Raw genomic sequence first — 15,940 nt, 5'->3', positions numbered from 1 at the left:
CGGGTATGCAAATCTGGATCGACGCGGACGCCTGTCCCGTCGTCATCAAGGAAATCCTGTACAGGGTCGCCGACCGCCTGGAGTTGCCGCTCATCCTGGTCGCCAACCAGGGCTTGCGCGTGCCGCCCTCGCGTTTCATCCGTACCGTGCAAGTGCCGTCGGGCGCCGACGTGGCCGACCAGGAAATCGTGCGGCTGTTGAATCCGGGCGACCTGGTCATCACGGGCGACATTCCGCTGGCCGCCGACGTGCTGACCAAGGGCGGTTTTGCGCTGAACCCGCGCGGCGAGTTTTACACGAAGGACAATATCGCCCAGCAACTGACGATGCGCGCCTTCATGGAAGAATTGCGCAGCGGCGGCGTGGACACGGGCGGCCCGGCCGCCTTCAGCCAGTCCGACCGTCAGCAGTTCGCCAACAGCCTGGACCGGCACCTGAGCAAGCATCACCGCAAGCCGGCGCCAGCGCAGTAATCTGTGGACGAAAAAAAACCGGCGCAAGCCGGTTTTTTACGTGCATCTAACTTAGAGTGCAACTTTTTTCGTGCCCACCACTTCCACCGTGACGCGGCGGTTCTTGACGCGGCCGGCGGCACTCGTGTTGTCGGCCACGGGCTGGGTTTCTCCCTTGCCTTCCGTGTAGACACGGTTCGTTTCCACGCCTTGCGCCACCAGATAGGCCTTGACGGCTTCGGCGCGGCGATGCGATAGTTTCTGGTTGTAGGCGTTCGGGCCGACGGCATCCGTATGGCCGACCGTGACGATGACTTCCAGATCCATGTCCGACAACTGGCCCAGCAACTGGTCCAGCGCCGCCTTGCCTTGCGGCTTGAGCGTCGATTGATCGAAATCAAACAGCGCTTCGGAAGCAAACGACACTTTTTCCGACACGGGTGCTGGCGCCGGTGCTGCCACGATGACGGGCGCCGGCATGGCGACGACAGGGGCAACTTCGGGCGCCGGTTGGTAGGCAGGCGTGGCGCTGGCCGGGCGGCCCAGTTTATACACGAGGCTGACGGAGTACAGGTCCGCATCGCCGCGGTTGCCCACGGCGTCGTTCAGGCGATAACGCTCGACTTCGCCGCGCAAGGCCAGTGCTTCGCTGAACTTGTATTCCAGGCCCAGGCCCAGCTTGGCGTTGAGCTTGCGCTCGCTGGCATGGGTATTGGTCGAACCCAGCAGGCGGTTGCCGCTGAACTCCGTGTTGGTCTTGGTGTAGTGCATGCCGACACGGCCCAGCAACGAGAGCCGCTGCGACAGCGGCAGCTGGCCCAGCAAGTCCAGGTTCACGCCGCGAAAGGCCGCTTGCCCGTTCAGCACGCCGTTGCCGCTGGTGGTCGACTTGAAGTCGAACTTGCCCAGGTCAAAGTAGCCGGCTTCCACGGCGAAATACTGGTTCAGCTGGCGGCCGACAAACAGTTTATAGCCCGTGTCGCGCTGGTCCTTGGTAAAACCGGTGACGGTTTCGCTGTTGGCGGCCAGGCTGGCGCGCAGGCGCGGCTCGTCGATGTTGGCGCGCGACTGGCCCACGCCCGCGCCGATGTACCAGGCGCTGTTGGCCCAGTCCGGGTTGATGAAAGTGTTGTCCTGCGCCTGCGCCGATTGCGCCGCCAGCAAGGCGCCGGTCATGACGCTCAGGGCGCCCAGTGTGTGTGCGATAGTCATGGTCATGTCCCGGTTATTTGGTGATCTGGTTGTTGCGCAGGGTAACGGCGGCGGCCGTCAGCACGCGGCCATTGAGCAGGGTCGTGTTGTCGCCCACCGTGATGGCGGCCGATTCGCCCAGGATATTGCCCTTGAAGACGCTGTTCGCGGCCAGGGTGGTGGGGCCGACTGGCAGCCAGCTGACGTTGTCGGCCGTGGCGCCGTTGTTCAGGGCAACCACCGAATTGACGGTCGAGTTCAAGGTCAGCGCCGTGCGGAAGATGTACACGCCGGGACCGTTCAGTGTCAACGTACCGGTGATGCTGATGGCGCCGGCATAGCAATACACGCCGGGACCGAAGGTCTGGCCACCGAGATCGATGCCGCCGGCAAAGCTGACGTCGCAGCTGCGGCTGTTGCCGTCCGTGATCGCCGCTTGCAGATCCGTCATGGCGCCGGCCAGGATGGCGCCCGACTTGTAGTTGGTAAAACCAGCTGCCTGGGTCGGATCGACCGTTTGCGACGGTGAGCCGACGTCGCCCGTGACCAGGGTCGTGCCGCCCGAATTGTTCGTGATCGAGGTGCCGGCCAGCACGCCGAACGGTGCCGCGCGGCCCAGGATGATCGGGTTCAGGACGGGTGGGATGGCGACGGCCGTGACAGTCAGCAGCGCGCTGCCCGACTGGCCGCCGGCTGTGGCGGTAATGTTGCTGGTGCCGACAGCGATGCCGGTGGCAACGCCCGTGTTCAGTACGCTGGCGTTGGCAACCGTGCCCGAGGTCCAGGCGGCGCCGTTGGTGATGATGGCGTTCGAGCTGTCCGAATACGTTGCGGTGGCAACGAATTGTTGGGTGGCGCCGACAGCGATGCTGGCGGTGGCTGGCGTGACGGCGATGCTGACCAGGGTAATGGCGGGCACGGTGACGGTGGTGCTGGCCGTCTTGCCGTTGAAGCTGGCATTCATGACGCTGCTACCAAAGGCAACGCCGGTGACGAGGCCGCCGCTGGCGACGGTGGCCGAGGCTGGCGTGGCGGACACAAAGCTGCTGCCGGACGTGACGTCAGCGCTGCTGCCATCCGAATACGTGGCAAGCACGGCCAACTGGCGCGTCGCGGCGACGGGGATGATCGGGTTTTGCGGCGTGACGGCGATCGACAGCAAGGTCGCTGGCGAGACGGTCAACTGAGCCGCTGCGCTCTTGTCGCCAAACGCGGCGCTGATGCTGCTGCTGCCGGCGGCGATGCCGGTGCTCAAGCCTGTGGCGGCATTGACGGTTGCGTTGGCCGGCGTGGCCGACGTCCAGGCCGACTTGGCGCTGACGTCTTGCGAGGAGCCGTCGCTATACGTGGCGATGGCCGTGAATTGCTGGCCCGCGCCGATGGCGACCGTGGCCGTGGCTGGCGTGACGACGAGGCTGGACAGGGTAGCGCCCGGCAAGCCGAGGATGGGATCGCGCCCCTGGTCACCGCCGCCGCAGCCGGCGAGGGCGGCCATGGTCAGCAGACCTGCCGAGACGAGCAGCGGGGTCAGATATCGCTTGAAGAGATTCATATAGTTCCTTTGTGCATGGCAGTCATTGCCGGGCATCCGCGGATGGGGTCATCCGGCAGAGCCATGCCGCCTGTCGCTACAGGGCGATGGCGTCACAGGCATGCACTATTTCATTTAGGAAACTTCAAGTATGTTCGGTGGCGCGCATAGCTGGTCTTTGGCTGCGAATGGGTTCGAAAGGGACCGATTCGGCCTGAAAAACAACGCCAGTGTGCGCAAGACAGGCGCAAAAAAGCCGGCGCATGGCCGGCTTTGACAGGGCGGGGTGGTTGCTTACTCTTCGCGCACCCACGTCTGCGAGCGGCCAAACATCGGCACGCCGACATAGCCGCGCACTTGCAGCTTGGTGCCGCCTTCAATCAGTTCGGCCTTGCTCTTGTAGACCTTGCCGGTGGCCGGGTCCGTGATCTCGCCGCCCGTCCATTCCTTGCCGTCATATTTCAGACCGGACAGGATCACCAGGCCGATGATGGGCTGGTCCTTGTTGGCGCCCGCGCACTTGTCGCACTTGGGATTTTGATCTTCATTCGGGGCACGGAACAGCTTGTCGATCTTGCCTTGCAAGACGCCGTTGTTTTCCGTGATGACGACGAGGGATTTTGGCTTGCCGCTGGCGTCGTCGATGGTTTTCCACGTGCCCACGGGGGTATAGTTGCCATCGCGCGCGGTGGCGCTGCCGGCGATGGCCAGGGCGGCCACCAGTACGCTTGCTTTGAATACTTTATGCATCGCTAGTCTCCATTGGTTTTTTGATCGTGTCACGAACAGTTATATACCAAGGCAAGACCAGCAGTGCTGCGCGGCGTCACTGGGACGGCCGCGCAATCCTTCCAAACTTGCCTTATGCGCTGGCTAGTTTAGCAAACTGTTCGCGCAGTTTTTCAATTGTCGCCGAAAAACTGAGCAAACGCTCGTTTTCTTGCGCAACAATGGCGGCCGGTGCGCGCGCGACAAAGCTTTCATTGCCCAATTTGCTGTTGACTTTGGCAATTTCCGCTTCGATGCGGGCGATTTCCTTGCCCAGGCGTTCACGTTCGGCAGCCACGTCGATTTCCACTTTCAGCATCAGCTTGGTGGTGCCGACGATGGCGACGGCCGCTGGCGAGTCCGGCAGCGCATCGACGATCTGCACTTCCGCCAGTTTGCCCAGCGACTGGATGTACGGTGCGTACGACGCCAGCGCGGCCTTTTCAGTGGCATTGCCCGCTTCGACGATCAGCGGCACGCGCACGGAAGGCGAGATCTGCATTTCGCCGCGCAGGTTGCGCGTCGCGTCCGTCAAGGCTTTCAGTTGCTGCATCCAAGCTTCCGCGCTTTCATCGATCTTGTCGGTGTTGGCGATCGGATACGGTTGCATCATGATGGAATCACCCTCAGCTTTGAGCGTTTTGCCAGCCAAAGGCGCCACCGTCTGCCACAGGGCTTCCGTGACGAAGGGGATGATCGGATGGGCCAGGCGCAGCACCACTTCCAGCACGCGCAGCAAGGTGTGGCGGGTGGCGCGCTGCTGGCCTTCCGTACCTTGCTGTACTTGCACCTTGGCTACTTCCAGGTACCAGTCGCAATACTCGTCCCACACGAATTTGTAGATCGATGCGGCGATATTGTCGAAACGGAAGTCTTCAAAGCCCTTGGCCACGTCCAGTTCCGCCTTTTGCAGCAGGGAAATAATCCACTTGTCCGCTTGCGACAGGTCGGCGTCATTTGGCGTGCAATCCTTGCCTTCCGTATTCATCATGACGAAACGGGTGGCGTTCCACATCTTGTTGCAGAAGTTGCGGTAGCCTTCGCAGCGGCCCAGGTCGAAATTGATGTTGCGGCCCAGCGAGGCATAGCTGGCCATGGTGAAGCGCACGGCGTCCGTGCCGTAGGCCGAAATGCCTTCCGGGAATTCCTTGCGCGTCGCCTTGGTGATCTTTTCCGCGTCGCGCGGGTTCATCAGGCCCGTGGTGCGCTTGACGATCAAGCCTTCCAGGTCGATGCCGTCGATCAGGTCGATCGGGTCCAGGGTGTTGCCTTTCGACTTGGACATTTTTTGCCCCGTCGAATCGCGCACCAGGCCGTGCACGTAGACGGTTTCAAACGGTACCTTGCCCGTGAAGTGCGCCGTCATCATGACCATGCGCGCCACCCAGAAGAAGATGATGTCGAAACCCGTCACCAGCACGGATGATGGCAGGAACGCCTTCATGTCCGGCGTTTCTTCAGGCCAACCCATGGTCGAGAACGGCACCAGGGCGGACGAGAACCACGTGTCGAGCACGTCGTCGTCGCGCTTCAAGGGGCCCGTGCTGCCGGCCGCCTGCGCCTTGGCTTGTGCCTCGGCTTCCGTCTTGGCAACGAAGATATTGCCGGCGTCGTCGTACCACGCCGGGATTTGATGGCCCCACCACAGCTGGCGCGAGATGCACCAGTCCTGGATGTTGTTGAGCCATTGGTTGTAGGTGGTGCTCCAGTTTTCCGGCACGAACTTGATTTCGCCGTTGGCGACCTTGTCCAGCGCCGTTTCGGCGATCGACTTGCCTGGGAAGAACGTGCCTTCCGGGGCTGGTTTGCTCATGGCGACAAACCACTGGTCCGTCAGCATCGGCTCGATGACGACGCCCGTGCGGTCGCCGCGCGGCACCATCAGCTTGTGCGGTTTGACCTGTTCCAGCAAGCCTTGCGCGTCGAGGTCGGCGACGATCTGCTTGCGCGCGGCAAAGCGGTCCATGCCGCGGTAGGCTTCCGGCGCGTCGTCGGTGATCTTCGCGTCCAGCGTCAAAATAACGATCTGCGCCAGTTTGTGGCGCTGGCCGACGGCGTAATCGTTCATGTCGTGCGCAGGAGTAATCTTCACGCAGCCCGTGCCGAATTCCTTGTCGACGTATTCGTCGGCGATGATGGGGATTTCGCGGTCGCTCAAAGGCAGTTTCAGCATCTTGCCCACCAGCGGCAGGTAGCGCTCGTCCGTCGGATCGACTGCCACGGCCACGTCGCCCAGCATGGTTTCAGGACGCGTGGTGGCCACCGTCAGGAAACCACTGCCGTCGGCCAGCGGGTACTTGATGTACCACATGGAACCGTCTTCTTCTTCGGACACCACTTCCAGGTCGGACACAGCCGTGCCCAGCACGGGATCCCAGTTCACCAGGCGCTTGCCGCGGTAGATCAGGCCTTGCTCGAACAGGCGCACGAAGACGTCGGTGACGACTTTCGAGCGCGGCTCGTCCATCGTGAAGTATTCGCGCTGCCAGTCGGCCGAGGCGCCCAGGCGGCGCATCTGGCCGGTGATGATGGAACCGGATTTTTCTTTCCATTCCCACACTTTTTCCACGAACTTCTCGCGGCCCAGGTCATGGCGCGAAATCTTTTGCGCGTCCAGCTGGCGTTGCACGACGATTTGCGTGGCGATGCCCGCGTGGTCGGTGCCGGGAATCCAGGCCGTGTTGTGGCCCAGCATGCGGTGGTAGCGGGTCAGGCCATCCATGATGGTCTGGTTGAACGCATGGCCCATGTGCAGGGTGCCGGTGACGTTCGGCGGCGGCAACTGGATGCTGAAGGAAGGTTTTCCGGCATCGAGGGTGGCGGTGAAGTAACCGCGCTGTTCCCACTCGGTGCGCCAGAATTGTTCAATGTCGGCGGGCTCGAAAGACTTGGCTAATTCCATGATTTGGCGTGTGATTGGCAAAAGGAACCATTATAAGGGGTGCATAAAGCATGCGCAGCAAATAGCGGGCCTGGATGGCCCGAAAAGCCGCGCACGATTGCGCAATATTGCTGCATTGTATTTTTTCTAAGCTATCATCTTTGCAACATTATTTGAAAGTTTAGGTAATCATGAAAAAATTGTGGCAATTGGCCGTGCTCGGCGCCGGATGGGCTGCCGGGGGCGCGTACGCCGGCGTTCCGGAGGGGATGGCGGCTCTGCAGGATGGGCGCTGCAGCAAGGCCGTGGCGCAATTGCGCGGACCGGCGCAAGGTGGCAATGTCGAGGCGCAAAAGGTCCTCGCCGATATCTACATGGGCGAGAAAGGATGCCGGGACGTGGAGCGCAGCGAGGTCGAAGCGGAGCGCTGGTATCTGCTGGCGGCCAAGGGCGGCGATCGCGCCGCGCAGGAGGCGCTGGTTTTCATGTATGCATACGCGCCGGGCCGCATGCTCAATCCATCGCGCGCGCGGCCCTGGTTGGGCGTCATGGCCGCGCAGGGGGAGGGCAAGCCGCTGCAGGACCTGGCACAAATGTATGAGCGGGGCGAAGGCGGGCCGGTCGACCGGGTGCTGTCGTATGCGCTCAACCTGCTGGCGCTGCAAGACAAGGAGTGGAGCGGTGCGGCCGCGATGGAGAAGTCCCTGCCGGCGCGCCGTGGCAGGATGTCGCCGGACCAGGTCGACGAGGCCGTGCGCCTGGCCGGCCTTTGGCAGCGCGGCGCACCCTTGCCGACGACGTCGCAGACGGGACAGCGTTCGCCGCAGGATTGGTACCGCCGCGCCGCCGAGGGGGGCGACATGGAAGCCGCTTACCAGCTGGGCTTGCTGTGCTGGAAAGGCACGGGCGGCCTGGATGAAAAGCAGGCTGCCCGCTGGCTGCGCAAGGCCGCCGAAAGCGGCATTGCCAAGGCCCAGCTGCAGCTGGCCGTGCTGTATGGCGAGGAGGCGGGCGTGCCGCAGGACTATGTGCTCGCTTCCATGCTGAGCCAGTTGGCGGCGGCGGGCGGCGCGGCGGACGCCGGCGACGCCGTGGCCCGCTGGACAAAGAAACTGAATGCGGCGCAACAGGCCGAGGCGCAGCAGCTGGCGCGGGCATGGAAAGTGGGCATGCCGTTGCCGCAGGTCTCGGTGCATGGCATGGAACGCTTGATCAATTATGTGCGCGAGGCACGCAACAAGCTGCCGCCGACGCCAGAGGTGACGGCGCTGTTCAAGGCTGCCAAAGAGGGCGACGAAGCTGCCTTTGGCAAGCTGCTGGCCGGCGTCGCCGAGCCGGGCGCCTATGCGCTCGACAGGAGTCCCTTGCTGAACTATTTGATTTCGCCTCCATCGAGCATGTACAAAGCCGAAGCGGCATGGCTGAATGCGCAAACCCGGCAGGACGACGATCAGCAGCGACTGGCGCAGGCGCCGCTGCAGGCGCGCCGCCAGGCGCTGCGTGAGCAGTACGCCGCGCTGTTGCCCGCCAAGCTGCGCATGATGACGCTGCTGTTGCAACGCGGCGTGCCGCTCGGCGAAGGCGATACGCTTTACCACGCCGCACCGCTGCATCTGGCTGCCCTGTACGGCAATGCCGCAATGGTGCGCCTGTTGCTGGCGCATGGCGCCGATGTGCGGCAATACGGCGGCGAAAACCACACGCAGGCGCCGCTGGAATACGCCTTGCAGCAGGAGGATGCGGACATCTTGCCGGAATTGATCGACGCGAAAGAACGTACGGCCAGCATGATCGCCATGCTCGACGCAGGCGCGGGCCGGCCCTATTTGCTGGTAGACCAATACCTGGCAGAGAAAAAGGCCAAGAAAGGCGGGGCTGCGCAGCCAGCGGAACGGCCGCTGGCCGATTCTTTGCTATGGGGGCCCTTGCTGCGCCTGACGCGCGGCACCGAAGTGCTCGATAAAATGCTGGCCACCGGCACCACGCCAAATACTGATGAGCAGGAAAAGTCGCTGTACGCCTATGCCGCCGAAGCGGGCAACGCCGGCGCGCTGGACTGGCTCAAGCAGCGCGTGCCCCGGCATGACGCGAAGGGAAATGACCGCTGGCTCGACGCTGCGATGCGCGCCATGTACAACTACCAGCCGACGTCCGAGGACGTGCTGCGCCAACTGGTGGTGCCCGGCATGCCATGGCAGCAAGTCGGACCCGCCGCCGAAGTTTCTTACAAGGGACAGCAGGCGGCGCTCGATTCGCGGCGCCTGGAAAAGGAGACGCTGCTGTGGCATGCGGTGCGCAGCCAGCGGCACGACTGGGTCGCCCGCCTGGCCGCGATGGGCGCGCCCATCGCCACCGGCGGTTATCTGCCGCCCTTGCTGGCGGCCGTCGAAAATAGCGACGCGGCGATGGTCAAGCTGCTGCTGAGTCTGGGCGCCGATCCGCTGGGCGGGGAATTTCCCGTATTGAAGATGGCGCAGCAACGGGCGTCGACGCCGGAAAGTAAGGCGGTGCTGAGCTTGCTGAAGGCGGCCGCCGCGGCGCGCAAGCCTGCGGCCGCCGCACCGTTGCCGCAATAGCGTTTGCCTGGTCGGCATGCGTCATCTTGCCCGGCGACAACGCCGGGTTTTAGCGGCCTGGCGAGTCGTTTTCCTGCAACAGAACGGGGATCAAGGCGCTGCCGATGCTATAATTCTGGCCCCGGCGCCTCCTGCCCCATCCTTGCGGACGGCGCCAGCAGACGCGGTTGTATTTACGTTGCATATCCAGCACTCGTCCGCGTCTCAAGGCCAGCGCATCCGCGATGCCAGCCACCTTCAGAGCGTCCCCTTCGGGCCGGGCGCCTGAGCCACGCGCACCGCCAGCGGTGCACCATTCACGGCGGAATCAACGCGGCGCATCATTGCACGCCGCTGCCGCCACAGCTTAGCCAGGAATCTTGCTGCCTGGCCAGTCGTCTTTCGATACGGCACTCCCCAGCGCGCCTTTGGCGCCTGTGGCCGAGCCATGGCCGCGCGCTTTCCCGGTTTTGCCTTGACAAGGAAACCAGCATGAAAAAAATCTCGATCACCGTCGGCCTCGTGTCGACCATCGCCACCGTGGGCGCCTTGCCTGCGGCCCACGCCCAATCATCCGTTGATGTGTATGGCTTGATGGATGCGGGCCTGGTGCAGGAGGGTGGCGTCAGCAAGCTCACCAGCGGCGTGTCGGCCGGCTCGCGCCTGGGCTTGCGCGGCACGGAATCCCTGGGCAATGGCTTGCAAGCCGTGTTCACCCTGGAAGCGGGCGTCCTGAGCGACACGGGCCGCTCCGACCAGGCCGGGCAATTGTTCGGCCGCCAGGCGTTTGTCGGCCTCAACAGCCCACTGGGCATGCTGACCGTGGGCCGCCAGTACAATCTGCAAAGCCAGGCGCTGACCGACGTGGCCGATCCATTCGAAGGCGGCCTGGCTGGCGCGGCGACCAACCTGGCCGGCTATTCGGCCACGCGCATCGACAATACCGTGCGCTACACCTCGCCCGAATGGCGTGGCGTCACGGCCACCGTCATGTATGGTGCCGGCGAGCACACGGGGATTGTGGCAGATCAGCGTTCGCTGGGCCTGGCCCTCGGCTATGTCAACGGTCCGCTGACCCTGCGCCTGGCGCGCCAGAGCCGTGCCGGCGAACCGGGCAAGGCCGACGTGAACAACACGATTTTGGCCGGTAACTACAACTTCGGCGTGGCCACGGCGTTTGCCGGCTATGGCCGCAACACGGGCGACGGCAGCACCATGTTCTTTGCGGAAAACCCGTACGGCGCGGCGCAGGCGCCGGCCCAGTCGACGGACAGCCGCGACGCCATCGTCGGCGTGTCCGTGCCACTGGGCGCGACGACCTTGCTGGCCTCGTACGTGCACAAGGATGACCGTGACGCAGCCAACCGCGACGCGCGGCAGCTGGCCATCGGCGCCACGTATGCCTTATCCAAGCGCAGCAAGGTGTATCTTGCCTACGCGCATATCCGCAACCGCAACGACGCCGCCTACATGGTGGGCAATGCCACCGAAGTGGGCAGCGGCAACCGCGCCTTCAACGTCGGCCTGCGCCACGCGTTTTAAGCGGGCAACATGTTGCCTTCGCGCAGCAATGTTTCGAAGGCGGCGGCGGCCAGGGGGCGGCTGAACAGGTAGCCCTGCATCTGGTCGCAGCCGTGCTGGCGCAGGAAGGCCAGTTGCTGCGCCGTTTCCACGCCTTCGGCGATGACTTTCAGGCGCAGGCTGTGCGCCAGCGCGATGATGGCTTGCACGATGGCCGCGTCGTCGTTGCTGTGCGTGATGTCGCTGACGAAGGACTTGTCGATCTTCAATACGTCGATGGGGAAATGGCGCAAGTGCGCCAGGCTTGAATAGCCTGTGCCGAAGTCATCTATCGACAGTTGCAAGCCCAGCGTCTTGAGCTTGCCCATGGTGCTGATCGCCTGTTCCACATCCTGCATCATCATGCTTTCCGTCAGTTCCAGCTCGAGGAAACGCGCCTCCAGGCCCGTCACGGCCAGAATTTCCCGCACCGATTGCAGCAAGCCGCTTTGCCGGAATTGCCGGGCAGACAAATTCACTGCCAGGCGCAAGCCACCCAGTCCCTGCCGTTGCCATGCTTTTGCCTGCGCGCACGCCGTCTGCAGCACCCACGCACCGATGGGCACGATCAAGCCCATTTCTTCGGCCAGGTGGATGAAGTCGCCGGGCGCGATGGCGCCCAGGGTGGGGTGCTGCCAGCGCAGCAGCGCTTCCATACCGACGATCCTGCCGCTGTCGAGTTCCACCTGCGGCTGGTAAACGAGGTGGAACTGGCCACGTTCGAGCGCATGGCGCAATTCGCTTTCCAGGCTTAAGCGGGCCAGCATGCTGGCATTCATGGCCGGCGCGTAGCTTTGCCAATGGTTGCGTCCCTGCTCCTTGGCCCGGTACATGGCGATGTCGGCATGCTTGATCAGGGTTTCCGCGCTGTCGCCATCGTCGGGATAGGTGGCCACGCCCATGCTGCATGTAAGAAAGAATTCATGGCCGCCCACCTGCAGTGGCTGAGCCACCGTGTCCAGCACGCGCTGCAGGATGAGCTGGCCAGGTTCGCTGTTCGTGTGTTGCGGCAGCAGCAGGACGAATTCGTCGCCGCCCAGGCGCGCCACCGTATCGACTTCGCGCGTGGCGGCGCGCAGGCGGTCGGCGATCAGTTTCAGCAGGGTATCGCCCGCGTCGTGGCCCAGGGTGTCATTGACGAATTTGAAACGGTCGAGGTCGATGAACACCACCCACAGGGGCAGGGTGCTGCGGCGCGCCACGGCCATCGCCTGTTCCAACCGTTCGCGCAGCAGCAAACGGTTGGCCAGTCCCGTCAGGATATCGTGGCGGGACTGGAATTCCAGTTCCTGCTCGAAGCGCATGACGGTGCTGATGTCGTATTGCGCCACCACGAAGTGGCTGACGGCGCCATCGCCCTCGTCGCGCACGGGAGCGACGAACAGCTCGCTCCAGTAAGTACTGCCATCCTTGCGGAAATTGCGCACGATGGCCTTGCCTTCGCGCTGTTCGTGCAGGGCTGCGCTGATGGCGTGCATGTCCTGGCGCGCATGTTCCGGCCCCTGCAGATCTTCCAGGCGCTGGCCGATGACGTCGCCGGCCGCATAGCCGGTGATGCGTTCGAAGGCGGGATTGACGTATTCGATCAGGTAGCCCGGCGCGTCGGCGCTGCACAGGATGATGGCGTTGGCCGACACTTCGATGATGCGTTCGCGCAGGCGCAGCGACTTTTCATTGCGCATGCGCGCAGCGATATCCTCGGACAGGCGCAAATTGGCAAACTGCAGCGCCGCCGTGCGTTCGCCCGTGATGCGGGCAATGACCGAATTGCGCGACACCAGCTGATACACATAGGCTGCTGCCAGCAGGCTCGACAGCACTCCACCCAGCAGCACATACAGCGAGCCGCGATGGTTGGCGTCCAGGCCCATGCCTTTGGCCGGCAGCAGGGCGGCGCCCACGGTGTGCCCGCTGGCGTGGTACTGCAGCAGCAGCCGTGCGCTTTCCCCTTCGATCTGGCGCGCCGAGGCGTAGCACAGGGCCGTCAGGCACAACCCGAACGCCAGAGTGAGCAGGGCCGAGGTGGAAACGGAAATGGAAATGCGTTTGAAGAATGATTGCATGGTGAGTCCCGTGGCAGCGCCGGTGCCGATCCATGATCTGGCAGGCCGGGCAGTGACCGACTGTAGAGCGCAAGGCGAAATATCGTCCGTTCGCTACCGAACGGACGGCCATGCCGATAGGAAATATAGTCGGGTCACTGTGCCAGCGCTGTGTTACGCTGCACCACATGGCGCCCCTCGTTCGGACGCCTTTCAACTATCCCCTAGCTGACGACTGGAAAACAGGAAACCTGCCCATGTCGAGTCCGCATGCCCAGCTGCACAACCCGAATCAAAACCATTTGCTCGCCGCCATGCTCGACGCCGATTTTGCGCGCCTGGCCCCCCATCTGGAGCAAGTATCGATGCTGCTCGGTGACGTGATCTACGATTCGGGCGACAAGCTGCAGCATGTGTATTTCCCCACCACGGCCATCGTTTCCATTCACTACCTGCTGGAAAACGGCGGCTCGTCGGAAATTGCCGGCGTCGGCAATGAAGGCGTCGTGGGCGTGTCGCTGTTCATGGGCGGCAACTCGACGCCGAGCCGCGCCGTCGTGCAGACGGGCGGCGTCGGCTACCGGCTGAAGGCGCATTTGCTGATGGAAGAATTCGACCGCGCCGGTCCCGTCATGCGCTTGCTGCTGCGTTATACGCAAGCCTTGATCACGCAAATGTCGCAGACGGCCGTGTGCAACCGCCACCATACGGTGGAGCAACAATTGTGCCGCTGGCTGCTGCTGACCATGGACCGCCTGCCGAACCGCGAGCTGACCATGACGCAGGAGTTGATTGCCAACATGCTGGGCGTGCGCCGCGAAGGCGTGACGGAAGCGGCCGGGCGCTTGCAGACGCGGGGCTTCATTAGCTACCGTCGCGGCCATATTTCCGTGCTGGACCGCGCCGGCCTCGAAGGCCATGTGTGCGAATGCTATGGCGTGGTCAAAAAGGAATTCGCGCGCCTGTTGTCGGACGTGCGCCAGCGCCAGGCGCGCTGAATACCGCATCTTCTCTCTATCGTTGTCACAGCCCAGGCTACCTCATGCAATCTGTTGAAAACATTCCTCCGCGCGCGCCGTCGCGCTGGCCCATGGCGCTGGCGTTTTCGTTCAGCGCCATCGTGCTGCTGGCCATCGGCCTGCTGGCCTGGCGCGCGCCATTCGAAACGGCCTGCGTCATCGACGCGCTGGTCTTTTTGCTGCTGATGCTGCTCGTGGCGCTGTACCGGCGCACCCTGGCGGCCAGCCTGCCGCGCCAGCTGCTCAAGGCGGGCGCCTTGCAGGATGCGATTTTCAACAGCGCCAATTTCTCGTGCATCGCCACCGATGCGCAGGGCGTGATCCAGATTTTCAACGTGGGCGCCGAACGCATGCTCGGCTATGCGGCGAGCGATGTGGTCGACAGGCTGACGCCGGCCGGCATTTCCGATGCGCAAGAAATCGTCGCGCGCGCGGCTGCCCTCAGCGCCGAACTCGACAGGGTCATCACGCCCGGCGTGGAAGCGCTCGTGTTCAAGGCCACGCGCGGCATCGAAGACATTTATGAACTGACCTATATCCGCAAGGATGGCAGTCGTTTCCCCGCCATCGTCTCCGTGACGGCCTTGCGCGATGCGCAAAGCAAGGTCATCGGTTACTTGCTGATCGGCACGGACAACACGGCGCGCAAGCAGGTCGAGGCGGAACAGGCCTTGCTGGACCAGCGCCTGCAGGAGCAGCAGGCGTACACCCGTTCGCTGGTCGAGACCAACAATGCGGAGTTGAAGAAGGCGCGCCAGGTGGCGGAAAAGGCCAACCGCGCCAAGTCCGAATTCCTGTCGAGCATGAGCCACGAATTGCGCACGCCGCTCAATGCCGTGCTGGGCTTTGCGCAGCTGATGGCGTCCGATGTGCCGCCACCCACCGTGCCGCAGCAGCGCTCGATCGAACAGATCCTCAAGGGCGGCTGGTATCTCTTGCGTTTGATCAATGAAATCCTCGACCTGGCCATGATCGAATCGGGCAAGGTCACCTTGTCGCAGGAAGCCATGTCCTTGCTCGACGTGTTGCAGGATTGCCAGGCGATGATCGCGCCGCAGGCGGAAAAGCGCGGCATCCGCATGCAATTCCCCCGCTGCGGCGAAGCTTACTTCGTGCATGCGGACCGCACGCGCGTGAAACAGGTGATGGTCAACCTGCTGTCGAACGCCATCAAGTACAACCAGAGTGGCGGCGCCGTCACCGTCGACTGCAGCCAGCGTGGCGGCAAGGTGCGGGTCAGCGTGCGCGACAGCGGCGCCGGTCTCGATGCGGGCCAGGTGGCCCAGCTGTTCCAGCCCTTCAATCGCCTGGGACAGGAAAACAGCACGGAAGAGGGCACGGGCATCGGCCTCGTCGTCACCAAGCAGCTGGTCGAATTGATGGGTGGCACCATCGGCGTCGACAGCACGGTCGGCGTGGGCACCACGTTCTGGTTCGAGCTGGCCGCCAGCAGCGCGCCGGCCCTGGTGCTGGGCGATGGCGACGCGCTGCCGCAGGTGCAGGTGCCGCAGGAAAGCCAGCGCACCTTGCTGTACGTGGAAGACAATCCCGCCAATCTGGCGCTGGTGGAGCAATTGATCGCCCGCCGCAGCGATTTGAAATTGCTCACGGCCATCGATGCGCACCTGGGCATCGACCTGGCGCGCACGTATCAGCCGGACGTGATCCTGATGGACATCAACCTGCCCGGCATCAGCGGCTTTGGCGCCTTGCACATCCTGCATGACGACCCGCTGACGAGCCATATTCCCGTGATGGCCCTGTCTGCCAACGCCGTGCCGCGCGACATCGAGAAAGGCCTGGAAGCGGGCTTCTTCCGCTACCTGACCAAGCCGATCAAGGTCGTCGAATTCATGGATGCGCTCGACGTGGCCCTGCACCATGCGGCCGCGCACGGCCTGGCCGACGACATTCACGCAGTACGCTAATTCAGCATTTATT

At 63.5% G+C, this 15,940-nt stretch carries 10 protein-coding genes; 5 read left to right on the top strand and 5 right to left on the bottom strand.

What is annotated here, in order from left to right; translation table 11 throughout:
* The first annotated feature begins 5 nt into the window (after positions 1 to 5).
* A complete protein-coding gene (locus tag ACPJXG_RS24565; RefSeq protein WP_034749529.1) occupies positions 6 to 473 on the top strand; it encodes a YaiI/YqxD family protein in 468 nt (155 codons plus the stop codon).
* Between the two features lie 51 nt (positions 474 to 524).
* Here the strand turns inward: ACPJXG_RS24565 and ACPJXG_RS24560 are convergent, their stop codons facing one another.
* The 4 genes from ACPJXG_RS24560 to ACPJXG_RS24545 all read right to left on the bottom strand — a co-directional run bounded on the left by ACPJXG_RS24560 (position 525) and on the right by ACPJXG_RS24545 (position 6,844).
* A complete protein-coding gene (locus ACPJXG_RS24560; protein WP_425252597.1) occupies positions 525 to 1,664 on the bottom strand; it encodes an OmpA family protein in 1,140 nt (379 codons plus the stop codon).
* A gap of 13 nt (positions 1,665 to 1,677) precedes the next feature.
* Positions 1,678 to 3,195 (bottom strand): ice-binding family protein, encoded by a 1,518-nt coding sequence (locus tag ACPJXG_RS24555; protein ID WP_425252596.1) that lies wholly within the window; start codon positions 3,193 to 3,195, stop codon positions 1,678 to 1,680.
* A gap of 273 nt (positions 3,196 to 3,468) precedes the next feature.
* Positions 3,469 to 3,924, bottom strand: coding sequence for a DUF2147 domain-containing protein (locus ACPJXG_RS24550; RefSeq protein WP_176389152.1), 456 nt, complete (start codon positions 3,922 to 3,924; stop codon positions 3,469 to 3,471).
* A gap of 112 nt (positions 3,925 to 4,036) precedes the next feature.
* Positions 4,037 to 6,844 (bottom strand): valine--tRNA ligase, encoded by a 2,808-nt coding sequence (locus ACPJXG_RS24545; protein WP_099403323.1) that lies wholly within the window; start codon positions 6,842 to 6,844, stop codon positions 4,037 to 4,039.
* A 170-nt stretch (positions 6,845 to 7,014) separates the two neighbouring features.
* Between ACPJXG_RS24545 and ACPJXG_RS24540 the strand changes: the two genes are divergently transcribed.
* Both ACPJXG_RS24540 and ACPJXG_RS24535 read left to right on the top strand, forming a co-directional pair.
* The gene (locus tag ACPJXG_RS24540) at positions 7,015 to 9,399 is read left to right on the top strand and encodes an ankyrin repeat domain-containing protein (protein ID WP_425252595.1); all 2,385 of its coding nucleotides are present in this window, start codon (positions 7,015 to 7,017) and stop codon (positions 9,397 to 9,399) included.
* Between the two features lie 471 nt (positions 9,400 to 9,870).
* Positions 9,871 to 10,920, top strand: coding sequence for a porin (locus tag ACPJXG_RS24535; RefSeq protein WP_035824610.1), 1,050 nt, complete (start codon positions 9,871 to 9,873; stop codon positions 10,918 to 10,920).
* On the opposite strand, the gene ACPJXG_RS24530 is transcribed toward ACPJXG_RS24535, so the two are convergent.
* Positions 10,917 to 13,001, bottom strand: coding sequence for a putative bifunctional diguanylate cyclase/phosphodiesterase (locus ACPJXG_RS24530; protein WP_425252594.1), 2,085 nt, complete (start codon positions 12,999 to 13,001; stop codon positions 10,917 to 10,919). The two genes, ACPJXG_RS24535 and ACPJXG_RS24530, sit on opposite strands and share 4 nt — an antisense overlap.
* Positions 13,002 to 13,237: 236 nt before the next feature.
* Here ACPJXG_RS24530 and ACPJXG_RS24525 point away from each other — a divergent pair, with 236 nt between their 5' ends.
* On the top strand, positions 13,238 to 13,978 hold the full coding sequence (locus ACPJXG_RS24525) for a Crp/Fnr family transcriptional regulator (protein WP_035824612.1): 741 nt from the start codon (positions 13,238 to 13,240) through the stop codon (positions 13,976 to 13,978).
* A gap of 44 nt (positions 13,979 to 14,022) precedes the next feature.
* On the top strand, positions 14,023 to 15,927 hold the full coding sequence (locus tag ACPJXG_RS24520; RefSeq protein WP_425252593.1) for an ATP-binding protein: 1,905 nt from the start codon (positions 14,023 to 14,025) through the stop codon (positions 15,925 to 15,927).
* The last annotated feature ends 13 nt before the right edge of the window (positions 15,928 to 15,940 follow it).

It is taken from the genome of Janthinobacterium sp. NFX145 (assembly GCF_049810325.1).
Classification (GTDB): domain Bacteria; phylum Pseudomonadota; class Gammaproteobacteria; order Burkholderiales; family Burkholderiaceae_D; genus Janthinobacterium; species Janthinobacterium rivuli.
The sequence above is the reverse complement of the archived record's forward strand: the minus strand, read 5'-3'. Positions and strand labels throughout refer to the sequence as shown.

What these genes read in the sequence shown, in the direction of transcription:
- ACPJXG_RS24530 (WP_425252594.1), bottom strand. Translation starts at nt 13,001, where the DNA reads ATGCAATCATTCTTCAAACGCATTTCCATTTCCGTTTCCACCTCGGCC.
- ACPJXG_RS24555 (WP_425252596.1), bottom strand. Translation starts at nt 3,195, where the DNA reads ATGAATCTCTTCAAGCGATATCTGACCCCGCTGCTCGTCTCGGCAGGT.
- ACPJXG_RS24545 (WP_099403323.1), bottom strand. Translation starts at nt 6,844, where the DNA reads ATGGAATTAGCCAAGTCTTTCGAGCCCGCCGACATTGAACAATTCTGG.
- ACPJXG_RS24540 (WP_425252595.1), top strand. Translation starts at nt 7,015, where the DNA reads ATGAAAAAATTGTGGCAATTGGCCGTGCTCGGCGCCGGATGGGCTGCC.
- ACPJXG_RS24565 (WP_034749529.1), top strand. Translation starts at nt 6, where the DNA reads ATGCAAATCTGGATCGACGCGGACGCCTGTCCCGTCGTCATCAAGGAA.
- ACPJXG_RS24560 (WP_425252597.1), bottom strand. Translation starts at nt 1,664, where the DNA reads ATGACTATCGCACACACACTGGGCGCCCTGAGCGTCATGACCGGCGCC.
- ACPJXG_RS24535 (WP_035824610.1), top strand. Translation starts at nt 9,871, where the DNA reads ATGAAAAAAATCTCGATCACCGTCGGCCTCGTGTCGACCATCGCCACC.
- ACPJXG_RS24525 (WP_035824612.1), top strand. Translation starts at nt 13,238, where the DNA reads ATGTCGAGTCCGCATGCCCAGCTGCACAACCCGAATCAAAACCATTTG.
- ACPJXG_RS24520 (WP_425252593.1), top strand. Translation starts at nt 14,023, where the DNA reads ATGCAATCTGTTGAAAACATTCCTCCGCGCGCGCCGTCGCGCTGGCCC.
- ACPJXG_RS24550 (WP_176389152.1), bottom strand. Translation starts at nt 3,924, where the DNA reads ATGCATAAAGTATTCAAAGCAAGCGTACTGGTGGCCGCCCTGGCCATC.